The sequence below is a fragment of the Lysinibacillus sp. FSL W8-0992 genome (assembly GCF_038008685.1).
In the GTDB taxonomy this organism is placed as follows: Bacteria; Bacillota; Bacilli; order Bacillales_A; family Planococcaceae; genus Lysinibacillus.
Window position 1 is genome coordinate 1,719,330 of sequence record NZ_JBBOZQ010000001.1, and the last position, 24,642, is coordinate 1,743,971.

Genomic DNA, 24,642 nt, shown 5'->3' on the forward strand with positions numbered 1-24,642 from the left:
AATATGTGCTTAGCCTACAAATGTATGAAACATATAGCTTAAAAAATAGCCGAATAAAATATATGTCATAAAGGATTTTAAGGTTACTGATCGTACATGGTGCAAAATAAATTCTGAAATACTAGCCGTGCCGATTAATCCTATTGAGAGGCCCATTAACATTCCTTGTGCCTTAATTGTTAAATTCCAATATTGACCAATGAAAACGAAAAATACAAAGAATATCGAAAATCCGATGAAATAAATGAATAGTTTCCATAGTCTTCCGCTTTGTGAAAGAGATGCTGTTGTAAGTGCAAACCCTTCCGGAAGATGATGAAGAATGATTGATGCTGTCATTGTAATACTAAGGGCGGAATTACCAAGTAAGTTTCCAATAGTAAGACTAATAGGAATTGTATGGATGACCATTGCTATTGCAAGCAAAGAAACGGAGGGGTTTTGATGATTTGTAGGGTGAAATAAACTACTAAGTAATTGAAATATTAAATAGCCAATAAGTATGCCTAATAACATGCCAAAAGACTTGTACATTTGAAAAGAGGAGGGAATGATATCTAGTACGAGCAATCCTACTAAAAAACCACCACATAATAATGATAAACCTTGGGTTGTATGTTGAAACAGCTTAGAGAAAACCCAAGCGATTGTTCCACCTATGCTAACGCTGAAAAAAAGAAATCCACCAAGTATCATTGCACTCAACTGCGAAATTCCTCCGCCCTATAATAAACTGAAGTCCGTTTTACAAAATATATGCAACGTAAAGGGTTATATGATGGAGCACAGTTAAAATAAATGACCACGTTTGCGTTTAAATAATGAAAACTATACACGCAAATCGAAACAGTGCGTACAAAAGAAATGAAGCTGGATAGTAAGCATTCCTAAAAAGATTTCATTTTTTTAAATAGGGTAGTTATATTTATGAATTAATTAGTTATATAGTAGCTTAATTATGATAATTGGGGGGATTGCAATGAAATGGGCTGCACTTTTGAGCTTTTTAATCATGATTACTGTTAATGTTATAGCAAGTACAATAGGTATTAATGGCAAAACAACAGGAGAAGTATCTAACCAACTACAGGTGCTGTTTATGCCAGCAGGCTATGTTTTTTCTATATGGCTTGTTATTTATATAGTTTTAGGAATATGGCTTGTTATTCATTTATTCCGGAAGAAAGCCAATCAAGAGACAGCCATCATAAGTCTTGTAACGTCAACTTGTCTGTATAATATTGCTTGGCTTTTATGTTGGCATTATGAATACTTTTCGTTATCGATCGTCATGATGATTGGACTCCTAGTCAGTTTAATTTTTATTTATAGAAGTTATCCGAAAGGGGATACCCGTTTTGCAGGGAGATTACCTTTTTCGATTTACTTGGGCTGGATTAGTGTTGCCTTAATGGCGAATATTAGTTATGTTTTGACGTACTATCAGTGGGATGGCTTTGGTATATCAGATGTATGGTGGGCAAATTTGTTGCTCTTCGTTGCCACATGTCTTGCTATTTATATTCGCTATGTGGAAGTAGATTTTTTGTTTCCAATAGTTATTATTTGGTCTTTTATCGGCATTGCTGTGAAAAATGGGGTAGATGCTGGAAGCTTATTTTATATGCCTTTACTGTATAGTGCTGTGCTTGTTATATGGATTTTTATCGGAAAGCGGAGATAATGAAGCGTCACTTTATACGTAAAGTATTATTTGGAAAAAAGAGGGTGCGTTCAATTGACTGAATATTACTTTAATTCTATACTTTTGAATAGAAATACTAGATTCATTGATTTAGTCAACTACTAATGAAGGTGAGGAATGTAAGTATGAAATGGGATGCGAGTTATGATGTAGTAGTAGTAGGATCAGGCGCTGCAGGTTTGACAGCAGGACTAACAGCAAAGTTGCAAGGGATGAAATCATTAGTCATTGAAAAAACTGATCGTTACGGTGGAGCATCTGCCCTATCAGGTGGAGCACTATGGATTCCAAATAATCATGTCATTAAAGGTGCAGGTGTTCCTGACACGCATGAACTAGCACGTTTGTACTTAGATTCAACTATTGGTGATCGTGTGCCAACCACATTAAAAGAGGCTTATATAACGCAAGGGCCTGAAATGTTAATGTTTTTAAATCATCATACTAATCACATGCGTTTCCAATATGCTACAGGCTATTCGGATTATTATCCTGAAAAACCAGGTGGCCTTTCACAAGGGCGCTCTATTGAGCCACTTATTTTTGATTTGCAGAAGATGGGAACTTTAGCTGATACGATGCGCCGGTCTATTATGTCGACTAAAGGCTTCACGATGAATAGCTATGAATTCCATAAGGTAAATATGATAAGACGTACAATGAAAGGAAAAACAACAGCACTAAAATTAGGGATGCGCTTAGTGAAGTCTAAAATAACAGGTAGTGAGCCTGTAGCGTTAGGACAATCGTTAATTGCACGCTTACGTATGTCACTTGCAGAAGCGAATGGGGAGTTATGGGTCTCAACGGCATTTAAAGATTTTATCGTAAAGAATAATCGCGTGATTGGTTTAATCGTAGAACGGGATGGACAAGAAATGCAGATTGAAGCCAAAAAAGGTGTAGTGCTTTCATCTGGTGGCTTTTCACACAATCAAGCGTACCGAGAGAAATATTTGCCTTCCCCAACCAATGCCAAATGGACATCGACTCCAGAAGGACAAACCGGTGATTGTATTGAACCAAGCGTTAAAATTGGGGGAACGTTAGATTTAATGGATAAAGTATGGGGGGCGCCTTCAGTATTAGATCCAGAAGGACATCCATTCTTTTTAGTGGCAGACCGTGGCGTACCAAATATGATGGTGGTAGACAATTTAGGCAATCGTTTTTTAAATGAAGCTGCCCCTTATCATGAGTTTGTAGATAATATGTTTGCACATCATAAAAAAACGAATACTGGAATACCTTCGTGGATTCTTATTGATGCAACTGCGAAGAGTCGATATATATTTACAGGTTTGTTCCCTGGACAAGCTTTCCCAAAAAGCTGGTTTGACAATGATATTGTGAAAAGCGGGAAAACAATAGAGGAATTGGCAAGTCAAATGGGTGTACCATCAGAAAATTTAATTGAAACGGTTGCGCGTTTTAATACATTTGCACGTAATGGACACGATGATGATTTCAATCGAGGGGAAAGTGCTTACGATAACTATTACGGTGATCCTACATTAAAAAACCCAAATTTAGCTGAATTGAAGGATGCACCTTATTATGCACTACGGTTATATCCAGGTGATATTGGCACGAAAGGGGGGCTCGTTATAGATGAACATGCTAGGGTTGTAAAGAAGGACGGAACACCAATTGAAGGCTTGTATGCATCTGGTAATTGCTCCGCTTCGATAATGGGCGAAACTTATCCAGGACCGGGTGCTACACTAGGACCAGGAATGACGATGAGTTATATCGCAACGTCACATATGGCGCAAAGTAGTAAACAAGAAATAGCAACTCTTATTGAAGCTTAATTTGTACTATATAAAAACCTTCTTCTTCTTTCGATAAGGAGGTTTTTTTGTCTCGAGAAGTATATGTAAAATGCCTTTTTACTAATGGAATCAGGCTATTGGTATGTGCAATCGTTCTAATTTTGTTCGTTTTTGAATATAGTGGCTACTGGGTGAAGAAATAGGACAGCACATTGAAATGCTAAAAAACAATAACTGGGTTATAAGGAAGGCAATGCTTTGTTATTGAAAGTGAAAAAGGAGTGACTACACACGTGCTAGAGTATAGACTCGTGACAACGATTAACGAGCTAGAGACATATAAGGATACTTGGTCTGAAATACTTGAACGTGAAAAAAACGATAATCCTTTTATAGAATATGAATGGATTTCGACGTGGTGGATGATAGTTGGGCACGATGTGAATGTGGAAATTTACATTGTTGAGCATAAGGGGGAAGCTATAGCGTTTTTCCCGTTAGTTCATACAAGAAGATTTAGTAGTATCCACCAATTTAGCTTTTTAGGACAAGGACTTGCCTCTTATATGGAGGTAATTGCCGAAAAAAGATGGAAAGAGCAGGCTGTGCATTATTTATTAAAGGAACTTACAAGCAAATTTTCCCGAGTCCTCTTCGTATTACATGGTTTACTGGAAAGTAAGGATACATCTCAAATATTAGAAAAATATACGTTAGCACATCAATTGCCCTATTCAGTTTTTCGTGTTGTCACGCCTTATATAGATTTTAAGTCGATTGAATTACCCGATTTTTTAGCACAGCATAAGCGAAGATTAAAGAGTATTAATCGTCGAGAAAAGCGGTTGAAGGAATTTGGAAACATAACTTATCAAAAAGCACATGCTGGAAGTTTAGATAATATGTTTCGATTGTTTGAAAAAAGATGGCAAAAGAAAATGGATACGAGTGGATTTACAGACGAACGAACGAAGGCATTTTTTGAACAGCTTGCAAAGCAGCAAAATGGAGCACTATGTTTAAAAGTTCATAGTTTGCAATTTGAGAATACTTGGATTGGCTTTACATTAGATATTTGTTGTCGAGGGAGAAATTTTTGTCATGCTATGGGGCATGAACCTGATTTCAATATGTTTGGACCTGGACGTTTAATTGAAAAGGAAAATATGCTAAAGGCACAAAGTATGAACTTTCGTCTATACGATTTTGGTGTTGGGTATGAGCCTTATAAGTTTGACTGGTATACACATTTAGATTTTACAAGAAAATTTATTATGAGTACTACAGGGATGAGGGAACAAGCGCTTCGTAATGTAATGGTGCTGCAAGAATCGATGTTAGCCATGGTGAAAACAAATCGCAGGATTGTAGAGTGGAAACGTAATACATTAGGAGAATTACGATACTTGTTCACAAAAGCTAATATGAATGAGTGGTTATCGATGCTGAAATGTAAGGTTTTTAATGGACATGTATTTAATATTTATTATTTGGATGAAAAAATGTGCCACAATAAATCTAACTTCCAGGAAATAAATATTCAATCGGTGCTCGACCACGATCAGCGAACTGAGCTCCTTGCTCATTATTTTAAAGGCTATAAGCTCTATGGACAGAAACAGGAAATTTCATTTTTGCGACATGATAAATTAATCCAAGAGGAAGCGGATGGGTTTATGCAAGAATTGCCACCAAATACTACATATATTAAAAATTATGAACTACCTAAACTCCAAATTATTGTAGATGAAGTGCAACGAGAAGGGCGTGCAATTTGTACCTCGGCTAATTGGTTTGAGTGGCGAAAGCGTAGGACGTTGAATGCATTAGGTTTTCGAAGGGTAGAACGTGTATGGGTAAATCAACTGTTGAAGTGGAAAAAAGTGCATCGTCAAGAAAAGAAATGGGTGAAATTTTTTTCGAAACAAGGACAGCAATCAGAACATAGCTGGCACCTAGCACTACTTTCCTTTCTAATATAACCAAAAATCCTTAGCGTCTTTTATAGGCGCTGAGGATTTTTACTTGTCTTGTATTGGAGCTATATATGCTCTTGTTAAAAGTGAATGCCTGGCTTGTCAATTAGCTTACAGCCTGTGCCATATTTCGCTTTTAAGGCACCTTTAAAGTTTGTTTGTTCAAGCTCTGGGAATGCTTGCTTCCATAGTTCGAATACATTATGGTTTGATGCTGTGCCATCTTTTGTTAAACGGACAATATGAAAACCATATTCATCATTGCAACGAGCTAAAGCACGATTTTCACGCACTGTAATAATGCGTCCGCTTTCAGTTATTTCATAGAGTTCTTCATAGCCTGCGATTGCACGGCTTTGTTCATCCAAATTAGCCGTTTTTATAACAGTTTTTTTAACAGACTTTTGTTCATTAGCCCCATTGGCAGGCGTTTCAGTTTTATTTTCCTCAGGAAGTTGCTCGACGATAATAAAATCCTTATTTGAAGCTTTATCACTCATCGTCGCCATTACGTTCATAATGGAACCTACATAATGCATTGGTTTTTCATTACCTTCTTCATATACGAAAATATTATAGTCGGTTTTATTAATCTTTTTTATAATAATATTTCCTGTTGAAATCGTAAAACCGATAAATTTGTTTTTATTAAGTGCTTGTAGTGCTTGTTGTTTAGTTAAAGTCATTACTAAATCTCCTAAATAATTGTTTTTTCTATTTTACCATAAAATAAGGCTCGCTGTTTTTCGATGGTTGTTGTTATACAAAGCGAGGAAGTTTTGTGTTGTTTTCCGAAAATTCGAGAAAAAATGTAAAGTATGCTTTACAAATAAAAAATAGTAAAGTACACTTTACGTAAAGGTTGCTTTACATCGGGGTGGTGAAAAATGGAACAACGTATTAAAGAATTAAGAGCATCATTTGGCTGGACTCAAGAACAGCTATCCGAAAAACTAGGAGTTTCAAGGCAAACAATTATTTCTATAGAGAATGGTCGTTACAATCCATCTTTAGAACTTGCGTATAAAATCGCAAAATCATTTCAACTAAGTATTGAAGAAGTATTTATTTTTGAGAAAGGTAGTGATTAAATATGAGTTTGGAACAAATGTTAGGATTTCTTGGTATAGTGCTTGGCATTTCAGGAGGTCTTTTTGGACTTTGGTGGGGACGTAGGATGGCGGCACGTAAAAATGGACTCGATGAAAGATATGAAAAAATTACAGTAAGCTCACTAGCGAATGGATGGAAAATAACGGTTATTTCCATTTATGCGCTATTTCTGTTGTTAATAGCAGGTGTTCAGTTATCTACCGCTCAAGCTTTAGGGATCCTTTTACTAATTCATATGGCTGGATGGGCATTTTCAACAGTATATTATAATTTAAAATATTAATTACAATTAATGGAAATAAAATAAAAAGGAGCTATGTAAATGCAGCACAAGTTTGGTATGAATTTATCATGGTCGCAAGGAAGAAATGGTACAGGGAACTTAACATCAACTAATTTGAATACAATCGTATCTATTCCTCGGGAAATGAATGGACCAGGAATCGGAACAAATCCAGATGAAATGTTATTGGGTGCTTCAGCAACTTGTTATTTAATTACATTTGCAGCATTACTGGAAAACGCCAAAATACCAGTTGAGGCATTGTCGATGGAGTCAGAAGGGTTTGTAGATGTAACGGATGGTGTTTTTACATATGAGAGAATTGTCCATAAACCAAATGTAAAAGTACCGCATCTACCTGAACGTGATGAAAATCTTATTAATCGGCTAGCTCAAAAAGCAGAACAAACGTGTATGATTAGTAAAGCATTAAAGGGAAATGTTCATATCGAATGTCACCTTCAAATTGAGCAGGTGTCTGATTTTCAGTAATTAACTTAATCTCTTGATTATTAAAGGAATTATGCCAAAAATTTTTCTGGTGTAATTCCTTTTGTCATATTTACAGGGTATTTGCTTTGTCTGAAATAGTTCTATAAATGGGCGAAATGAATATATAAAGTTAAGCACTAAAAAAATGTAAAGGATGATGTATTGCACGTACAGACAGCTGAGACAATCACATTTTACGGTCAGTATGGTAAACGAATTTTTGATATAGTCGGGGTATTTATTTTATTACTTATTACAATTCCTCTTATGTTAGGTGTACTCCTCCTATTATTCGTTACTACAGGACGCCCCATCTTTTTCAAACAAATTCGAACTGGTTACGAACATCAACGTTTTATCATTTGGAAATTAAGAACAATGGCTATTCAGGCAACACCTGTCAACATGCCTGTAATATGTACAGAAGGTATTCCAGATGATTACTATTTCAAAACTGACCAAGATACGCGCATTACAAAGATAGGAGCAATATTACGTAAATTAAGCATCGATGAAATTCCGCAGCTTTTAAATGTATTAAAGGGGGATATGAGTATTGTTGGACCAAGGCCCGAAGTACCGACAATTACAAATAGTTACAGTGCGTTACAGGCACGCCGTTTGGAAGTAAAACCAGGTTTAACAGGGCTTGCACAAATTAACGGACGATCTAATATTTCGCATGGTCAAAAAATCTCCTATGACATTCATTATGTAGAAAACGTAACGTTTTGGGTGGATTTAAAAATTGTTATGAAAACCTTTTTCGTCGTTCTAGGTAGAACAGGGGCTTACTAAAAGAGCAAGAGGTGAAGGATGCTGAAGATTGTTCAACTAATAACACGTATGGATAAAGTAGGAGGCGCTCAAAAACATGTGGAGGCACTTGCTATAAAGTTAAAGCAAGATGCCCATAAAGTTACGATTGTTACAGGTTATTATGATGCTTCATTATGGCGTTTACAAGATGAGCAAATTGATGTAGTCAGTATCCCTGCCATGCAGCGGGCAATTCATCTAACAAAAGATATCCAGGCACTTTGGCAATTACGAGCTGCTTTTAAAAAAATACAGCCTGATGTCATTGCTACACACTCTTCTAAGGCAGGGGCAATTGGACGTATTATCGGTGGTCTTTTGCGCATTCCGACGATTTTTACCGCACATAGCTGGAGTTTTACAGAAGGAGTGCCACAAAAAAAGCAACTGATGTATCGCCAACTTGAAAAAACGGTCCAGCCATTAACAACTAAGATCATCACGGTTTCTGATTATGATCGTAAGTTGGCATTAACAAAAGGCATTGCACCTGCTCATAAAATGCAGACGGTTCATAATGGCATTGAACAATTAGAAACGAAAATAGCACCAAATAGAGTGGAAAATGAGCATCCGCAAATTGTTATGGTTGCTCGCTTTGAGGTGCCAAAAAGGCAAGATTTACTGTTGGAGGCTTTGATGGAGTTATCGGATATACCTTGGCACCTTCAATTTATTGGTGATGGTTCTTTGCGTCCCCAATTAGAACGTTATGTTAAAGACAAAGGTTTTTCAGAGCGAGTTACGTTTTTAGGCAATCAATTAGATGTCACAAAATTGCTTGCTCAAAGTCATATCTTTGCACTGCTATCAGACTGGGAGGGTTTACCCATTTCAATTATTGAAGCGATGAGAGCAGGACTTCCTATTATTGCCACGAATGTTGGTGGAGTCAATGAGTTAGTGACTGATCAAGAAAATGGATTTTTAATTGCTCGTGACGATCCAAGCCTACTGAAAGAAAGGCTTAAACAGCTTTTAACGGATGAAACGCTATGTGAAAAAATGGGCGATATAAGTGAACGGCGTTTTTTACGTGATTTTACGTTTATTCCTATGTATCAAAAAACATTATCAATCTATGAACAGGCAATTTCAAAGTTTGCTAAAAAGGGTGATTAAATTGCAATTAATTCGCATTAGAACAGAAGATGAACTTATGTATTATAAGGGGATTTGGGATGAGATATTAGCGAATGAACACAATGATAATCCGTTTATTGAATATGCATGGTTTTATAACTGGTGGATTACTATTGGAAGAAAAGAGCGTGTAGAGCTATATGCTGTGCAAAAGGATGAGGATATTATTGCATTTTTACCATTTACGGTTCGAATGCTTTGGGGTGTTCGTCTATATGCCTTTACAGGTGAAAACATCGCTAATTATTCGGGTGTTATCGCAAGGAAAAAATGGCAATTGCCTGCTATAACATTTGTATTTGATGAGCTAATGAAAAAGCATCGTCATGTACTATTTTCATTTCATGGATTACTTGAAAGTAAAGAGTCCTCGAAGGCAATTGAACAGTATTTCGTAGAAAGGCAATTACCGCCACATATTTTCAGAGTAGTAACACCATACCTTACTTTTCAAGACGTCGATTTCAATAGCCATTTCAATAACCGTAAAAAAATGCATGGTATAGATCGAAGAGAAAAAAAGCTACGTAATTTAGGATCTTTACGGACAAAAACACCTGAACAAGAAGACCTTTGGCAAATGTTTAGATTATTTGATCGACGTTGGAAAAAAAAGATGGATACGAGCGGTTTTACAAAAGGCAAGAAAAGGGAATTTTTTGAACGCATTTTCCACCTTAAAGGGGAAGCGATGCAAGTAGAAGTAGACGCACTTGTTTTTGAAGATCAATGGCTTGCCTTTAACTATGGTATTTGCTGTCGAGGGCGCTATGTCACTTATGCACTCGGACATGAGCCAAACTTCAATATTTTTGGAATTGGTCGTTTACTTAATCAAACTACGATAAAGCGTACTTTTTCAGAAAATTATCATATGTTCGATATGAGTATTGGTTATGAGGCTTATAAATTTGATTGGCGCTCTGGCATCGATTTTACGAGGCGTATCGTTGCAAGTAGTAAAACAAAACGAGCAAAGGTTTTGCTTGGTTGGTTTGTAATGAAGGAACGTTTAAAGGAAATGCTGAAAAGTAGTCAGCGTTTCGTTGGATGGAAACGTCACACTCTTGGTGAACTGCGTTATTTAGTAAAGTATGGAAAAGCGAAAGATTGGCTAGAATATGGACAACAATTCGTTGAAAAGTTTGTTCGTTTTAAGCAAGTGGAATTGTACGAGTTATCCCCATCTGATCGGGTCGTTCCACAACAACCAGTAGGGGAGTTGTTTGAGGAAATGTCGATTCAAGAGGCAATGTCACTCGATCAGGAAGAGATTATTTCATTATTTTATAAGGGATATACCATTTATAAAGATTCCTTTGCACAGACGACGAAGCCTGCATTTGCATTACATACGAAAAACTTACGTGTGGATGCATTGCAAATCGTTGAATCGTTGCCTAAACAAACCTACTTTTTGAGCTACGATCTCTATAAAGAGATAGACGTTGTTACAGCATTTATTCAAAAAATAAAGCCAAATGAAACACTTTGGGTAACGGCAAGCTTTTGGCAATGGCGTAAGCGAAAACGATTGCAGCAATTAGGCTATAAACATATTTCTCGAATGAAGCATTTTAAATGTGCTCGTTATGAGCGCAATCATGTAGAAAATTACACAGAGAGTGGGGGCGGTGTTCATTCTATCCATTAGAAGTAAGCGATGGAATATCGCGATGCAGCATATTTACTTTGCAGAAAAGTTGGCAAATACTAGAAAGTCAATGAAGTTAGTTTGTCACACACATTCACTTGTTCCGAGCCGTAAGCTTGTTAAACGTGAAGCGGTTCATATTCCATTAACAAATCATGAGTGCTCGATGTATACAGCACTTTCGAAAAACAATCGAAAGTTGCTACGTCGCGCACAGGAAGAGCCCTATCAAGTATTTTTATATACAGAGCCATCAGAAGAGAACTTACGAGCTTTTCAACAGTTTTATAATGATTTTGCAAAAAGGAAAAAAATTGAACAAATTACTAAATCGCAGATGGAATCCATTATGCTTTTAAATCAAAAAAACGCTTTGTTTTTGTCAGAAGTACGTAGTATATGTGGACAAACATTGTGTTATCGATTGGATATTGTACATGCACAAAAAGCGATGTCCTATTACGTAGCGACAAGTGATGCTTTATCATTGCCTCCCCATTTAAAGCGTCCATTACGTTATGCGAATCGTTTCTTGTTATGGCACAATTTAATGTATTTAAAGCAGCAGGGATTTGTACTATACGATATGGGCGAGTTAACAGATGTCGAAACGATTCGTCAATTTAAATTGAGCTTCGGTGGACAAGTTGTTAACGTATATTCAGGCTACATCGCACAATCGAAAATGAGTGCGTTGTTATTGGGCGTGCAAAAGTGGAGAAAATAGCAAGCAATGCAAATCATGGTGGTTTAGTGATTTCACTGGACTTTGAGTTAAATTGGGGTGTTCATGATGTATTTCGGCATGGACAATATAATAAAAATTTATATGGTGTTCGTCAGGCATTACCTAAAATTTTGATGCTGTTTAAGCAATATGAAATACATGCGACATGGGCTACTGTAGGTTTATTATTTGCAGAATCTAAAGGTGAGATGGCTCATTACTTGCGAGGCATTCCAGTGAAATATAAACAAATGCGGTATGCAGCACATTCCCAGCTTGCGAAAGTAGGGGAAAATGAGCAAGAAGATTCTTTGCACTTTGGCAAATCATTAATTGAAGAAATTATTCAAACACCCCACCAGGAAATTGGTAGTCATACATTTTCCCATTTTTATTGTTTAGAAAGTGGACAAACAGAAACGGACTTTCTTGCGGATTTACAAGCAATGAACATGATATGTGACGGGTATATTGAACCGATGAAGTCCATTGTTTTTCCACGTAATCAAGTGAATGATAATTATTTTACAATTTGTCAGCAAGCAGGATTTGTTTGCTATAGAGGAAATGAACTACATGATTTATACAATCCTAAAAAGTTCACTAAAAAAAATCGACTATCTTTTGGTGTAATGAAATGGCTGGATAGCTATGTTAATGTAACTGGCAATCATATGGTAAGTCTAGAAGAGATGCAAGGGGATGCATTTATTAATGTTCGAGCAAGTGCATTTTTAAGACCATATAGTAGCTTGTTGCGTGCATTTGAGCACCTCAAGGTAAAACGAATTAAAGAAGGAATGCTTGCTGCTGCAAAGGAAGGGGCTTTTTATCATTTGTGGTGGCATCCGCATAACTTTGGAAAACATATTGATAAAAATTTGGCGATGCTTGAGGAGCTTTTGCAATATTATCAAGAATTACAGAAGGATTATAATTTTCAAAGCTATTCCATGCATGAGGTAGCCAGACTATGTAATGTAAGCAATAACATTTCTGAATAGAGTGTTATTGCTTTTTTATTTTAGTTGCTCAGAATTCATCCTCTACTTAATTGATGTTCTGCTTTTGTAGAATTTTTAAGAGAATAAGAGGGAAATTACCTGAGCGTGACGAAGATGTAAGTTACTTCGTGTTAATTTAGAATTCTATATAGAACAAGCAGAAGGAAAGAAGTAGCTTTCTACATAACAAAGGGGAGTTAGGGATGATGGAAAAGCAACAAAGGCCGATTTGGATTCAAAATATTTCTCAATTAGTGACAGTTGCAAGTGACAAGAAGGGACCTCGTGTACGTGAAGAAATGCGAGAGCTCGGAATTATTGAAGGTGGAAGCGTCTGGATTGAAGATGGTACTATTCAAGATCTTGGTACGACTCGTGACATGATACTTAAATATTTACCCCGTGCAGAGGAAGCAGAGATTGTAGATGCAACGGGAAAAATTGTAACACCAGGTTTGATTGATCCTCATACACATGTTGTTTTTGGTGGAAGTCGCGAGCATGAATTTGAGATGCGTTTAGAAGGTGCGAGCTATATGGACATTATGAATGCTGGGGGAGGCATTCATGCAACAACTCGAAAAATGCGTACATTGACAGAAGAACATATTTTCAATCAAACGACGAGACGCTTGGACTTATTTTTACAGCATGGTGTCACAACATTAGAAAGTAAAAGTGGCTACGGACTAGATTTAGAAAATGAGCTAAAGCAACTACGTGTTATGCAGCGCTTGCAAAAAAAGCACCCAGTGGACATTGTGCCAACCTTTATGGGAGCACATGCAGTACCGGAAGAATATCGAGACAACCCAGAGCAGTTTGTTGATTTAGTGATTGATGAAATGATTCCTGCAGTTGTTCAAGAAAACCTGGCAAAGTTTATTGATGTATTTTGTGAGGTCGATGTCTTTACACCGGAGCAATCAGAACGTATTTTATTGGCAGGCAAGGCGCAAGGGCTCATCCCTAAAATACACGCTGATGAAATTGAAGAAAATAAAGGTGCGCATGTTGCAGCAAAAGTAGGAGCTATTTCTGCTGAGCATTTATTAAAAGTTTCAGACGAAGGAATCGAAGAGCTTGCTAAATCGGGGGTTATTGCATGTTTATTACCAGCGACAGCATTGTATTTAGGAGAAAAACCGGCACGTGCTAGAGACATCATTGACGCAGGTGTGCCTGTAGCCATTTCGACTGATTGTAATCCTGGGTCCTCTCCAACCATTTCGCTTCCACTTGTAATGAACCTAGCATGTATCACAATGAAAATGACACCAGCAGAAAGCTTATGTGCTGCTACGTATAATGCTGCCTGTGCATTGCAAATTGAAGATCGTGTTGGCTCTATCGAGGTAGGAAAGCAAGCTGATTTAGTTTTATGGGATGTTCATAATCATCAAAAGCTACATTATATTTTTGGTGTGAATCATGTGAAAAAAGTTTGGAAAAAAGGCGTGAAGGTGGTAGGTTAAAATGTTCATCCAACCTGAATGGCAGTGGAAACAAGAAAATGGCTCAAGTATGCATCAGTGGATTAAGCAAAAACAAAATCCAACTGCAAACGATGTGGATATTATTGTGTATGGAGCATTATTATCATATGCAAGTGATCCATCCAAAAAAGCACAGTATCCTAATGCTTTCCGTAAGGCATGGTCCGGTTTCCAATCTTATAATTTAGACGAACAAGTAGATTTACGTGCATTAGCAATTGTTGATATTGGTGACGTAGCGATAGATCCGAAAAATCGAATGCTTTCGGAATCGGCAATAGAGGCGGCAGCGGAAAACTTAAGTATTGCCTATCAAAAAAGCTTCACATGCCTTATTGGTGGAGATCATGCAATTACAGCTTGTTCATTAAGAGGGATTAAAAATGCTTTTCCGAAAGATCGCATTGGCATTATTCAGCTTGATACACATTTAGATGCAAGAAATCAAGAAGAAATTGGTTTAGCGATGAATTCGCCAATTCATCAACTGATTGCATCAGGCGTTGTAGAGGGAAAGCATATTTATAACGTCGGCTTGCATGGCTTTTTTAATTCGCCTGAAATGATTTATTATGCCCGTGAGCAAGGAATGCATATGATTACGTTAAAGCAAATGCGACGCGACGGTATACAGTTGACTATCCTTGAAATGTTGCGTCAGCTTATGCATGAAGTAGATAGAATTTATGTGTCCGTTGATTTAGACGCATTGGATATTACATTTGCGCCTGATGTACCTGCGGCTACGCCTGGTGGGTTAACAGCCTATGAATTATTTGATATTTTAAAGCTGATTGGCGAAAATGAGGGCGTACGTCATATTGATTTTATTTACGCTGATCCAAAGCATAATGACCTTCGTATAGAAACAGTTAAAACGGGCGTTACAGCATTTTTGCAATGGCTAACTGGCATTCAATTGGATCACCGCAATCGCATATCGAGGAAAGAAAAGGCAGGCTATGGGGCTACTCCATAGTCTGTTATTTGCATAAAGAAAAATATTGACGTTGATTTCCGCTACGGACAGGCGCTTTCCGCGGGCACACCGTAAGCCGCAACCCTCGCTACGCGCGGCTTGTTGCGTCTTACGTTTTGTGCGTTCCCGCAGGAGTCGCCCGCCCTCCGCTCCAATCAACTGGACAATGGAAGGAAAATCTCACTTTTATATTTTGTAAATAAGGAAAAAATGATGTTGATTTCCACTACGGACAGGCGCTTTCCGCGGGCACAACGTAAGCCGCAACCCTCGCTACGCGCGGCTTGTTGCGTCTTACGTTTTGTGCGTTCCCGCAGGAGTCGCCCGCCCTCCGCTCCAATCATCTGGACAATGGAAGAAAGATCTCACTTTTTTATTTTGTAAATAAGGAAAAAATGACGTTGATTTCCGCTACGGACAGGCGCTTTCCGCTTAATTGTTTGAGTGCCTGGCACTTTTCAACTTATGCAGTTCCCTCAGGCGTCCAGGGTTTTTCTGTGAGTAAAGAGAAAAAAAGCATGACCGGTATGTAAATTGTTTGAGTGCCTGGCACTTATATTAAGTCGATAGTTTGCTATAATAGAAAAATGCTTATTATTCTTTAGATAATGTCTAAACGCTAGAATAATGGATTAGAGAGGATTTTTCATCATGACTACAAAACCAAAATTGCTCATTGTTGATGGCATGGCATTGTTATTTCGTTCTTTTTTTGCTTCAGCTGCAATGGGGCATTTTATACGCTTAGAGGACGGCACACCATCTAATGGTGCGCAAGGGTTTGTCCGCCATGTTTTGACGGCACAATCTATTATGCAACCAACACATTTAGCTATTTGTTGGGATATGGGTTCACAAACATTCCGAAATGAATTATATGATGGTTATAAGGCTAATCGCCCAGCACCGCCAGAGGAAATGCTTCCTCAATTTGATATGGCTAAAAACTTATCTCAACATATTGGGTGGCAAAATTTCGGCGTTGTCGGTATGGAGGCTGATGATTTAATCGGTTCAATGATTACCAAATGGCAAGACGAAGCCGATATTACAGTAATTAGTGGGGATAAAGATTTATTGCAACTGTTGACGCCTACAACGCAAATAGCGTTTACGAAAAAAGGTTATACAGAGTATGATCTTTATACACATTCTCGTTTTAAAGAAGAATATGGTATAGAACCGATTCAATTTGCACAAGTAAAGGCTTTTATGGGTGATACAAGTGATGGCTATCCAGGAGTTAAAGGGATTGGTCCAAAACAGGCGCTGACACTTATTCAAATGTACGGCTCTATTGACAATGTTATTTCTTCCTTGGAGGAATTAAAGCCTGGTCAACGTACGAAAATCAAAGACAATCTTGACATGCTGAAGTTATCACACGAACTAGCAACAATTCAAACGAATGTACCGATAGAAGCAGAGATTGCTCAATTAGTAGTGCCAAACTATGAGCAACAAACATTTAAAGCGATAGAAGAACGTGGCTTTACGCTTATTGCAAAGCAGGCACGTTCATTGTATTCCCTTATTTAGGTGCTACTTTAACGAAGCTTAACACTTTTTCATTATTTTGAAATAGAGCAGTACGAATTTGGCTGGGGCGATTTTTGCCACCATTATCATGGAAAATTAACAAGAGCTCACCGTCTTGCACGTCATAGCCAATGAGTGGTACCCAATGATAGACAAAGGTAGATTTTTTATCAAACCATTGCAGGCTAAAGTAACGGTCAAAGCGCATCGCAACGGGGCGTCCTGCATCTATTTCCTGCAGCGCCTCTTTTAACGTACAGTTGCGTATATCCCAGGTCGGTAACAGTTTCCGAAGGTTATAAATTAAACGCCATTTAAACAAGCCTATTTTTGTGCCACCGAGTAGTTCATAAAGTTCGTTAACTGATGGAGCAGTCGGATTATAGTAGTGCAGAATGACATGGATTGTTGTTGGTCCACAGGCAGAATTACGATATTTAGGTGTAATGGATGTTTCGTATTGTGATATTCCGTGTATCGGCAAATACTGTTTCATAAAAATCTCCCTTCGAAAAAGAACGGTTTAAATGTAATTCTTAGGCGCTTTCACACATAATTACGTGGAGTCCTTCTTTAAATAATGAATCAAGCTGGGACAAAAGAGAAAAAGTGTTAGATTGTTTGCAAACAATCTAACACTTTTTTGCTGCGACAGTTGAAATTCACTACGGCAGACGCTTTTTACGGACACACCGATGGCTGCAAACCTCGCGATCGCGTAGTCTGCTGCGTCATACGTTTTGTGGTGTTCCCGCTTGAGTCACCGCCTTTGCTACAATCAACTAATACTATCTATTTATTGTTGAGCAGCTAAAAATTCAGTAACTTGCTGTGGTGTTTTAGCGTTAGCACTATGTAAGTGTGCTAATTTTTCACCGTTTTGGAAAATTAATAAGCTTGGAATACCCATTACATCATATTTGTCTGCGATTTCAGGAAGTTCGTCACGGTTAAGCTCGTACCAATCAAATTGGTTGTACTCTTCAATAATTGGATCGATAAACATATTCATGCGTGTGCAATCAGGGCACCATCCAGCATAAAATTTCACAAGCACTTTTTGCTCACCAGAGATAAGCTCATTAAATTGTTCTGCAGTAGTTATTGTTTTCATTAGTAATTCACTCTCCTTGCTAACCATTTTACACATTTTCTCTTCATCCTGAAAGTTATCTGTTTGGGATATGTAGACTCTACTTATTGTCCTATTTTCGCTCGTAAAAAACAAAAAAAGTTGTATATTGCAAAAATAAATGAAGAAAAAAGATTGCTAATTTAGACAAAATAATCTACACTAAAAACAGAAAAAGTAGTTTTATTTTCATTCAGTGGAAGACTTTTCACACGCTGATTTGAGTTGCATATCAACTGACTGAAGATAAGTCTCTGGCGCTTGCCACAGATTATAAAATGACATTAGTTAAAATCTTTTCGCTAAAAATCTATGACAATGTAAGTGATTGCGACTAGCTAGCATACATTGTAAAAGGTCAACGTGAATGTCAAAATCGAAGCAAAAAACGCCAAAGCGAAATTTTGATTTTTTTTGGCCAAAAAATGAATGGCTATTCATTCAATGGGAGAATAAGGGGGAATTGCTTGTGACTTATAACATTAAAAAAGCGGCTGTTCTAGGTTCTGGAGTAATGGGTTCTGGAATTGCAGCACATTTAGCAAACATCGGTATTCCAACATTATTATTAGACATTGCACCGAAAGAACTAACGAAAGAGGAAGAAGCAAAGGGTTTAACTTTAGCGCATCCAGCTGTAAGAAATCGCTTTGTGAATAGTGCTCTTCAAAAGTTAGTGAAGCAAAAGCCAGCACCACTTACTTCTAAGAAAAATTTATCGCTACTAACGGTGGGGAACTTTGAAGACGATTTAGACAAACTAAAAGATGTAGATTGGGTAATTGAAGTTGTTGTTGAAAATCTAGCAATTAAACAAAGCTTATATGAAAAAATTGATGCTGTACGTACAGCAGGTACAATTATTAGTTCTAATACATCAGGCATTAGTATTAATGCAATGGCGGAAGGGCGTTCAGAAGATTTCCAAAAACATTTTTTAGGGACGCACTTCTTCAATCCGCCACGCTATTTAAAATTACTTGAAGTAATCCCTGCAACAACAACTGCACCGGAAGTTGTAGACTTTATGAAAAAATTTGGTGAGGACATTCTTGGCAAAGGGGTCGTACTAGCAAAAGATACTCCGAACTTCATTGCCAATCGCATAGGCACATATGGTCTGCTCGTTACTTTACAGGAAATGATGAAAGGCGGCTATTCAGTTGGCGAAGTAGATTCAGTGACAGGGCCACTTATCGGTCGTCCAAAATCTGCTACTTTCCGTACGTTAGATGTCGTTGGCTTAGATACTTTTATCCATGTGGCAAAAAACGTATATGACCAAACGTCAGGAGATGAACAGCAAGTATTTGCAGTACCTGAATTTTTGCAAAAAATGGTTACAAACGGCTGGCTAGGTGCTAAGTCTGGGCAAGGTTTCTTCCAGAAGCAAGGGAAGGAAATTTTAGAAATTGATCCAAACACATTAGCTTATAGCCCAGTGAAAAAATTACAAACACCTTCAATTGAAATGGCGAAACAAACGCGAGGATTAGCTAATAAAGTTAAGGCATTAACGTATGCTAAAGATCGTACAGGTGAGCTGTTATGGGGGATTTTTGCACCAACATTAATTTACTCTGCACAGCTACACGGTGAAATTGCCGATGATATTGTGGCAATAGATAATGCAATGAAATGGGGCTTCGGCTGGCAACAAGGTCCATTTGAAATATGGGATGCCATCGGTGTTGCAGAATCCGTTGCCAAAATGGAAGCGGAAGGTCACGAGGTTCCTGTATTTGTAAAAGACATGTTAGAGAAGGGCTTTACTTCATTCTATTCAGAACTTGAAGGAGACGTAGCGTATTATAACGGGTCACAATACGTAAAAGTTCCTGTTAATGAAAAAGAAATTAACTTAAAGCGCTATAAAAAGAAACATGGCGTTATTAAGTCTAATACAGGTGCTAGCTTAATAGATTTAGGTGACGGAATTGCACTACTTGAGTTCCATTCCCAATCAAATGCTATCGGTTTAGATATTATTCAAATGATTAACTACGCAGTAGATGAAGTGGAAGCAAATTATAAAGGCTTGGTAATTGGAAACCAAGGTAAAAACTTCTGTGTCGGTGCTAACTTAGGAATGATTTTAGTAGAAGCACAGGATGATAACATTTTTGAACTAGACTTTGTCATTAAAGCATTCCAAGATGCGATGCAAAAAATAAAATATTCTAACAAACCTGTTGTGGCAGCACCGTTCGCGATGACATTAGGTGGAGGCGCAGAAGTATGTTTACCTGCTGCACATATCCAAGCGACGATGGAAACTTATATGGGCTTAGTAGAAGTAGGTGTTGGTTTAATTCCAGGTGGTGGCGGTAATAAAGCGCTTTACCAAAAATTCTTGAAAGGTTTACCAAATGGAGTTGAGGTAGACTATCAAAATATTGCTAATAAAGTATTCGAAACAATTGCGATGGCGAAAGTTTCAACGTCAGGTGAGGAAGCACGCGATAATAACTTCCTAGATTTTGCAGATGGTATTTCAGTCAATGCAGATCACCAAATTTATGATGCAAAGCAAGCTGCTTTGGCACTTTATGATGCAGGCTACCAACCACCAGTGCCAACAAGAGTTCCTGTTGTCGGTGCATCTGGCTACGGTACGTTACTAATTGGTGCTCAAGGAATGTTTGAATCAGGTTTCATTAGTGAACATGATTTAAAAATTGCTAAGAAGTTAGCGTACGTAATTGCAGGTGGAAAAGTTCCATATGGCACATTAGTAGATGAGCAATACCTATTAAACTTAGAGCGTGAAGCATTCCTAAGCTTAGTTGCAGATCCGCTATCTCAACAAAGAATGCAACACATGTTATTAAAAGGAAAACCACTTCGTAACTAACTAGACTAAAATGTTTGCACATGAAACAAAGGGGGATTTAGACGATGCGTGAAGCCGTAATTGTAGCAGGAGCACGAACTCCTATTGGAAAAGCGAAAAAAGGTTCATTAGCAACAGTAAGACCGGATGATTTTGGGGCAGCAGTTGTCAAAGAAACATTAAAAAGAGCGGGCTATGAAGGTCCTGTCGATGACTTAATTTTAGGCTGCGCAATGCCAGAAGCAGAGCAAGGGATGAATGTAGCTCGTAGTATCGGAGCGCTTGCAGGACTACCAGATACTACACCTGCACTGACAATTAATCGATTTTGTTCATCAGGTTTACAGGCAATAGCATATGCAGCTGAACGTATTATGCTTGGTCATTCAAAGGCCATTCTTGCTGGCGGTGTTGAATCGATGAGTATGGTGCCAATGGTAGGAAATACACCACGCTTAAATCCAACATTAGCTGAAACTGCACCACAATACTATATGGGGATGGGGCATACAGCAGAGGAAGTAGCACGTCAGTACAATGTGAGTCGTGAAGATCAAGATGCATTTGCTGTACGATCACATATGCTTGCAGAAAAAGCAATTAAAGAAGGTAAATTCAATGATGAGATTGTTCCAATTGAAGTGGAACAACATTATGTGGATAACAATAATAAACTACAGGTGAAAAAATTTACCTTCAGTGTCGATGAGGGCGTTCGTCCGGGCACATCAGTTGAAGGCTTAGCTAAACTTCGTCCTGCATTCCATGTAAAAGGAAGTGTTACAGCAGGTAACGCTTCTCAAACTTCTGATGGTGCAGCTGCAGTTCTAGTAATGGATCGTGAGGAAGCAGAAAAGCAAGGAATGACACCGATGGCTAAGTTTTTAGGCTTTGCGGTTGGCGGAGTTCCACCAGAAGTAATGGGTATCGGCCCAATCGTAGCAGTTCCCAAAGCGCTTGAAATTGCAGGTTTATCAATTCAAGATATTGATTTGTGGGAAATTAACGAAGCGTTTGCATCTCAATCATTACAAGTGGTTCGTCATTTAGGTATTGACCAAGAGAAAGTAAACGTAAATGGCGGTGCAATTGCATTAGGACATCCGCTTGGTGCAACAGGTGCAATTTTAACATTGAAGCTAATTCACGAGCTGAAACGTCAAGGCAAAAAATATGGTGTCGTTACAATGTGTATCGGCGGTGGTATGGGCGCTGCTGGAGTATTTGAGATTTTATAAGTTATGTGAAATTATTTAAGAATTGCGAATTGTATGAGTGCCCGGCACCTAAAAATAAGGAGGAATTTAACATGACAGAAAAAACAACAGATATCATTAAAGGCGGCGGATTTATCATTGAGGACGTGGCATTGGACCGCGTATTTACACCAGAAGATTTTACAGATGAGCATAAAATGATTGCTAAAACTACTGAAGAGTATGTTGCGAATGAGGTATTACCTGTAGTTGAAAACTTAGAGCATCATGAGTTCGAGCATTCAGTGCGTCTACTGAAAAGTGCTGGTGAACTTGGTTTATTAGCTGCAGATGTACCAGAAGAATACGAAGGTCTTGGCTTAGATAAAGTATCTTCTGCATTAATAGCTGAAAAAATGTCAGTAGCTGGGGGCTTCTCGATTACACATGGTGCACATGTAGGGATTGGTTCATTACCTATCGTGCTATTCGGTAACGAAGATCAAAAGCAAAAGTATTTACCGAAGCTTGCTTCTGGTGAATTAATTGCAGCTTACGCATTAACAGAGCCTGGTTCAGGTTCGGACGCTTTAGGTGCCAAAACGACTGCAAAGCTAAATGCTGCTGGCACTCATTATGTATTAAACGGTGAAAAACAATGGATTACTAACGCTGGTTTTGCTGATGTCTTTGTTGTGTACGCAAAAATCGATGGCGATAAATTCTCAGCATTCATCGTGGAACGTGCCTATAATGGTGTTTCTGTAGGTCCAGAAGAAAAGAAAATGGGTATCAAATCTTCTTCAACTCGTACATTAGTGCTTGAGGATGCAGAAGTACCTGTAGAAAATCTACTAGGTGAAGTAGGTCGTGGACACGTAATTGCATTTAACATTTTAAATATCGGTCGTTATAAATTAGGTGTAGGAACAATCGGTGGCTCAAAACGTGCTTTAGAGCTAGCCATTCAATATACAAACCAACGTCAACAATTCAAAACGAAGCTTTCTGATTTCAACTTAACGAAAGAAAAACTATCGACAATGGCGTCTCAACTATATGCGTCTGAGTCATTAAATTATCGTACGGTTGGATTATTTGAAGATCGTTTAAGCCAATTAAGCCCTGAAGAACAAAAGCAAGGGAAAGTTATTGCAAATGCAATTGCTGAATATGCAATTGAGTGTTCGATTGCGAAAGTGTTTGGTTCGGAAACATTGGATTATATCGCAGATGAAGCGGTGCAATTGCATGGTGGCTATGGCTTTATGGCAGAATATGAAGTGGAGCGAATTTATCGCGATTCTCGAATTAACCGTATTTTCGAAGGTACAAATGAAATTAACCGCATGATTGTACCAGGTACATTTATGAAAAAAGCGTTAAAAGGTGAATTGCCATTATTACAGGTCGCACAAAACTTACAACAAGAACTTCTTATGCTAATGCCTGAAGATGTAGGCACAGAGCCACTAGCACAAGAAAAATACCTTGTGAAAAATGCTAAAAAAATTGCTGTGTTAGCAGCGGGTATGGCAGCACAACGCTATGGGGCGAAGCTAGACCAAGAACAAGAGGTATTAGTGAACATTGCCAATATCGCCAACCAATTATTCGCTATGGAGTCTGCGGTTTTACGTACAGAAAAGGCAATTGCGCGTGAAGGTGTAGAAAAATCACATCAAAAACTACTTTACACACAAATCTTCTGCCAAGAAGCATTTGCAGAAATCGAGAAAGAGGCAAAGGATACAATTCTTGCATCAGCAGATGGAGATGCTGCACGTATGACATTGTCAGCATTACGTAAACTGACTCGTAACAATCCTTATAACCTGATTACTAAAAAGCGTGAAGCTTCAGTTAAACTAATCGAAGCAGAAAAATTCATCGTATAATATAAACTTTGACCTAGCTGCTTGCTATAGGAAAGCTAAGATTAGAGTGTCCACAAAAGGCAACGAGAAAATCATTCTTGTTGCCTTTTGTTATGTGGGTGCCAGGCACACAAACAATTCTGAATTTTGCTAGTAGATATTGTTGTAAACAGACCGCGCGCTAGCGAGGGGTACTTCTTACACTGTGCCAGAGGGAAAGCGTAGTGGATTTTTTACGAAATAGGAGCCGATGTGATGCGATGTATCTAAGCTAAGTGGGGGTGCCAGGCACTCAAACAATTCACCATGCATTTTATAATTTATTAAGTAAAAATCCACGAAGACTCCTGCGGGAACAGCACAGAATGTAAGACGAAACAAACCGCGCGCTAGCGAGGGTTGCGGCTTACACTGTGCCCGCGGAAAGCGCAGTGGATTTTTACGAAATAGGAGCCGATACAATGCGATGTATCTATGCTAAGTGTCATATGCGGGGTGCCAGGCACTCAAACAATTCACCATGCATTTTATAATTTATTAAGTAAAAATCCACGAAGACTCCTGCGGGAACAGCACAGAATGTAAGACGAAACAAACCGCGCGCTAGCGAGGGTTGCGGCTTACACTGTGCCCACGGAAAGCGTAGTGGATTTTTACGAAATAGGAGCCGATACAATGCGATGTATCTATGCTAAGTGTCATATGTGGGGTGCCAGGCACTCAAACAATTCACCATGCATTTTATAATTTATTAAGTAAAAATCCACGAAGACTCCTGCGGGAACAACACAGAATGTAAGACGAAACAAACCGCGCGCTAGCGAGGGTTGCGGCTTACACTGTGCCCGCGGAAAGCGTAGTGGATTTTTACGAAATAGGAGCCGATACAATGCGATGTA

21 protein-coding genes are annotated in these 24,642 nt (G+C 38.3%); 17 read left to right on the plus strand and 4 right to left on the minus strand.

The window, feature by feature from the left end; translation table 11 throughout:
* Positions 1–9 precede the first annotated feature (9 nt).
* The gene (locus tag NSQ74_RS08280; protein WP_340826428.1) at positions 10–696 is read right to left on the minus strand and encodes a zinc transporter family protein; all 687 of its coding nucleotides are present in this window, start codon (positions 694–696) and stop codon (positions 10–12) included.
* Positions 697–979: 283 nt separating this feature from the next.
* Here NSQ74_RS08280 and NSQ74_RS08285 point away from each other — a divergent pair, with 283 nt between their 5' ends.
* The 3 genes from NSQ74_RS08285 to NSQ74_RS08295 all read left to right on the plus strand — a co-directional run bounded on the left by NSQ74_RS08285 (position 980) and on the right by NSQ74_RS08295 (position 5,462).
* Positions 980–1,684: a tryptophan-rich sensory protein gene (locus tag NSQ74_RS08285; RefSeq protein WP_340822656.1), complete on the plus strand. Its 705-nt coding sequence runs from the start codon at positions 980–982 to the stop codon at positions 1,682–1,684.
* Positions 1,685–1,830: 146 nt separating this feature from the next.
* Positions 1,831–3,519 carry an FAD-binding protein gene (locus NSQ74_RS08290; protein WP_340822657.1) on the plus strand — a complete coding sequence of 563 codons (1,689 nt, stop codon included), beginning with the start codon at positions 1,831–1,833 and terminating at the stop codon, positions 3,517–3,519.
* A gap of 254 nt (positions 3,520–3,773) precedes the next feature.
* Entirely contained in the window at positions 3,774–5,462 is a 1,689-nt protein-coding gene (locus NSQ74_RS08295; protein ID WP_340822658.1) for a GNAT family N-acetyltransferase, read from the plus strand.
* Positions 5,463–5,536: 74 nt separating this feature from the next.
* Here NSQ74_RS08295 and NSQ74_RS08300 read toward each other — a convergent pair whose 3' ends face one another.
* Complete coding sequence (locus NSQ74_RS08300; protein WP_340822659.1) at positions 5,537–6,142, minus strand: NUMOD4 domain-containing protein; 606 nt, start codon at positions 6,140–6,142, stop codon at positions 5,537–5,539.
* Between the two features lie 201 nt (positions 6,143–6,343).
* Here NSQ74_RS08300 and NSQ74_RS08305 point away from each other — a divergent pair, with 201 nt between their 5' ends.
* The 11 genes from NSQ74_RS08305 (at position 6,344) to NSQ74_RS08355 (ending at position 16,705) form a co-directional block, all read left to right on the plus strand.
* Positions 6,344–6,547 carry a helix-turn-helix transcriptional regulator gene (locus tag NSQ74_RS08305; RefSeq protein ID WP_340822660.1) on the plus strand — a complete coding sequence of 68 codons (204 nt, stop codon included), beginning with the start codon at positions 6,344–6,346 and terminating at the stop codon, positions 6,545–6,547.
* 2 nt (positions 6,548–6,549) lie between these two features.
* Positions 6,550–6,852 (plus strand): hypothetical protein, encoded by a 303-nt coding sequence (locus NSQ74_RS08310; RefSeq protein WP_340822661.1) that lies wholly within the window; start codon positions 6,550–6,552, stop codon positions 6,850–6,852.
* Between the two features lie 39 nt (positions 6,853–6,891).
* Entirely contained in the window at positions 6,892–7,344 is a 453-nt protein-coding gene (locus tag NSQ74_RS08315; RefSeq protein WP_340822662.1) for an SACOL1771 family peroxiredoxin, read from the plus strand.
* 162 nt (positions 7,345–7,506) lie between these two features.
* Positions 7,507–8,142: a sugar transferase gene (locus NSQ74_RS08320; protein WP_340822663.1), complete on the plus strand. Its 636-nt coding sequence runs from the start codon at positions 7,507–7,509 to the stop codon at positions 8,140–8,142.
* Between the two features lie 18 nt (positions 8,143–8,160).
* Positions 8,161–9,285, plus strand: coding sequence for a glycosyltransferase family 4 protein (locus NSQ74_RS08325; RefSeq protein ID WP_340822664.1), 1,125 nt, complete (start codon positions 8,161–8,163; stop codon positions 9,283–9,285).
* On the plus strand, positions 9,278–10,960 hold the full coding sequence (locus NSQ74_RS08330; protein WP_340822666.1) for a GNAT family N-acetyltransferase: 1,683 nt from the start codon (positions 9,278–9,280) through the stop codon (positions 10,958–10,960). Before NSQ74_RS08325 ends, NSQ74_RS08330 begins: the two co-directional genes overlap by 8 nt.
* A 22-nt stretch (positions 10,961–10,982) precedes the next feature.
* Complete coding sequence (locus NSQ74_RS08335; RefSeq protein ID WP_340822667.1) at positions 10,983–11,687, plus strand: hypothetical protein; 705 nt, start codon at positions 10,983–10,985, stop codon at positions 11,685–11,687.
* A complete protein-coding gene (locus tag NSQ74_RS08340) occupies positions 11,675–12,691 on the plus strand; it encodes a polysaccharide deacetylase family protein (RefSeq protein ID WP_340822669.1) in 1,017 nt (338 codons plus the stop codon). Before NSQ74_RS08335 ends, NSQ74_RS08340 begins: the two co-directional genes overlap by 13 nt.
* A gap of 206 nt (positions 12,692–12,897) precedes the next feature.
* Positions 12,898–14,166, plus strand: a complete 1,269-nt coding sequence (hutI, locus tag NSQ74_RS08345; RefSeq protein WP_340826430.1) for an imidazolonepropionase — start codon at positions 12,898–12,900, stop codon at positions 14,164–14,166.
* Between the two features lies 1 nt (position 14,167).
* Positions 14,168–15,166 carry an agmatinase family protein gene (locus NSQ74_RS08350; RefSeq protein ID WP_340822671.1) on the plus strand — a complete coding sequence of 333 codons (999 nt, stop codon included), beginning with the start codon at positions 14,168–14,170 and terminating at the stop codon, positions 15,164–15,166.
* A gap of 651 nt (positions 15,167–15,817) precedes the next feature.
* Positions 15,818–16,705: a 5'-3' exonuclease gene (locus NSQ74_RS08355; RefSeq protein ID WP_340822672.1), complete on the plus strand. Its 888-nt coding sequence runs from the start codon at positions 15,818–15,820 to the stop codon at positions 16,703–16,705.
* Here the strand turns inward: NSQ74_RS08355 and NSQ74_RS08360 are convergent.
* Positions 16,698–17,201, minus strand: coding sequence for a C39 family peptidase (locus NSQ74_RS08360; protein ID WP_340822674.1), 504 nt, complete (start codon positions 17,199–17,201; stop codon positions 16,698–16,700). The genes NSQ74_RS08355 and NSQ74_RS08360 overlap by 8 nt on opposite strands.
* A 300-nt stretch (positions 17,202–17,501) precedes the next feature.
* On the minus strand, positions 17,502–17,846 hold the full coding sequence (locus tag NSQ74_RS08365; protein WP_340826431.1) for a thioredoxin family protein: 345 nt from the start codon (positions 17,844–17,846) through the stop codon (positions 17,502–17,504).
* A gap of 460 nt (positions 17,847–18,306) precedes the next feature.
* Here NSQ74_RS08365 and NSQ74_RS08370 point away from each other — a divergent pair, with 460 nt between their 5' ends.
* The 3 genes from NSQ74_RS08370 to NSQ74_RS08380 all read left to right on the plus strand — a co-directional run bounded on the left by NSQ74_RS08370 (position 18,307) and on the right by NSQ74_RS08380 (position 23,764).
* Positions 18,307–20,691: a 3-hydroxyacyl-CoA dehydrogenase/enoyl-CoA hydratase family protein gene (locus NSQ74_RS08370; RefSeq protein WP_340822675.1), complete on the plus strand. Its 2,385-nt coding sequence runs from the start codon at positions 18,307–18,309 to the stop codon at positions 20,689–20,691.
* 44 nt (positions 20,692–20,735) lie between these two features.
* On the plus strand, positions 20,736–21,908 hold the full coding sequence (locus tag NSQ74_RS08375) for an acetyl-CoA C-acetyltransferase (RefSeq protein ID WP_340822676.1): 1,173 nt from the start codon (positions 20,736–20,738) through the stop codon (positions 21,906–21,908).
* A gap of 71 nt (positions 21,909–21,979) precedes the next feature.
* Positions 21,980–23,764 carry an acyl-CoA dehydrogenase family protein gene (locus tag NSQ74_RS08380; protein ID WP_340822677.1) on the plus strand — a complete coding sequence of 595 codons (1,785 nt, stop codon included), beginning with the start codon at positions 21,980–21,982 and terminating at the stop codon, positions 23,762–23,764.
* Positions 23,765–24,642: the final 878 nt, after the last annotated feature.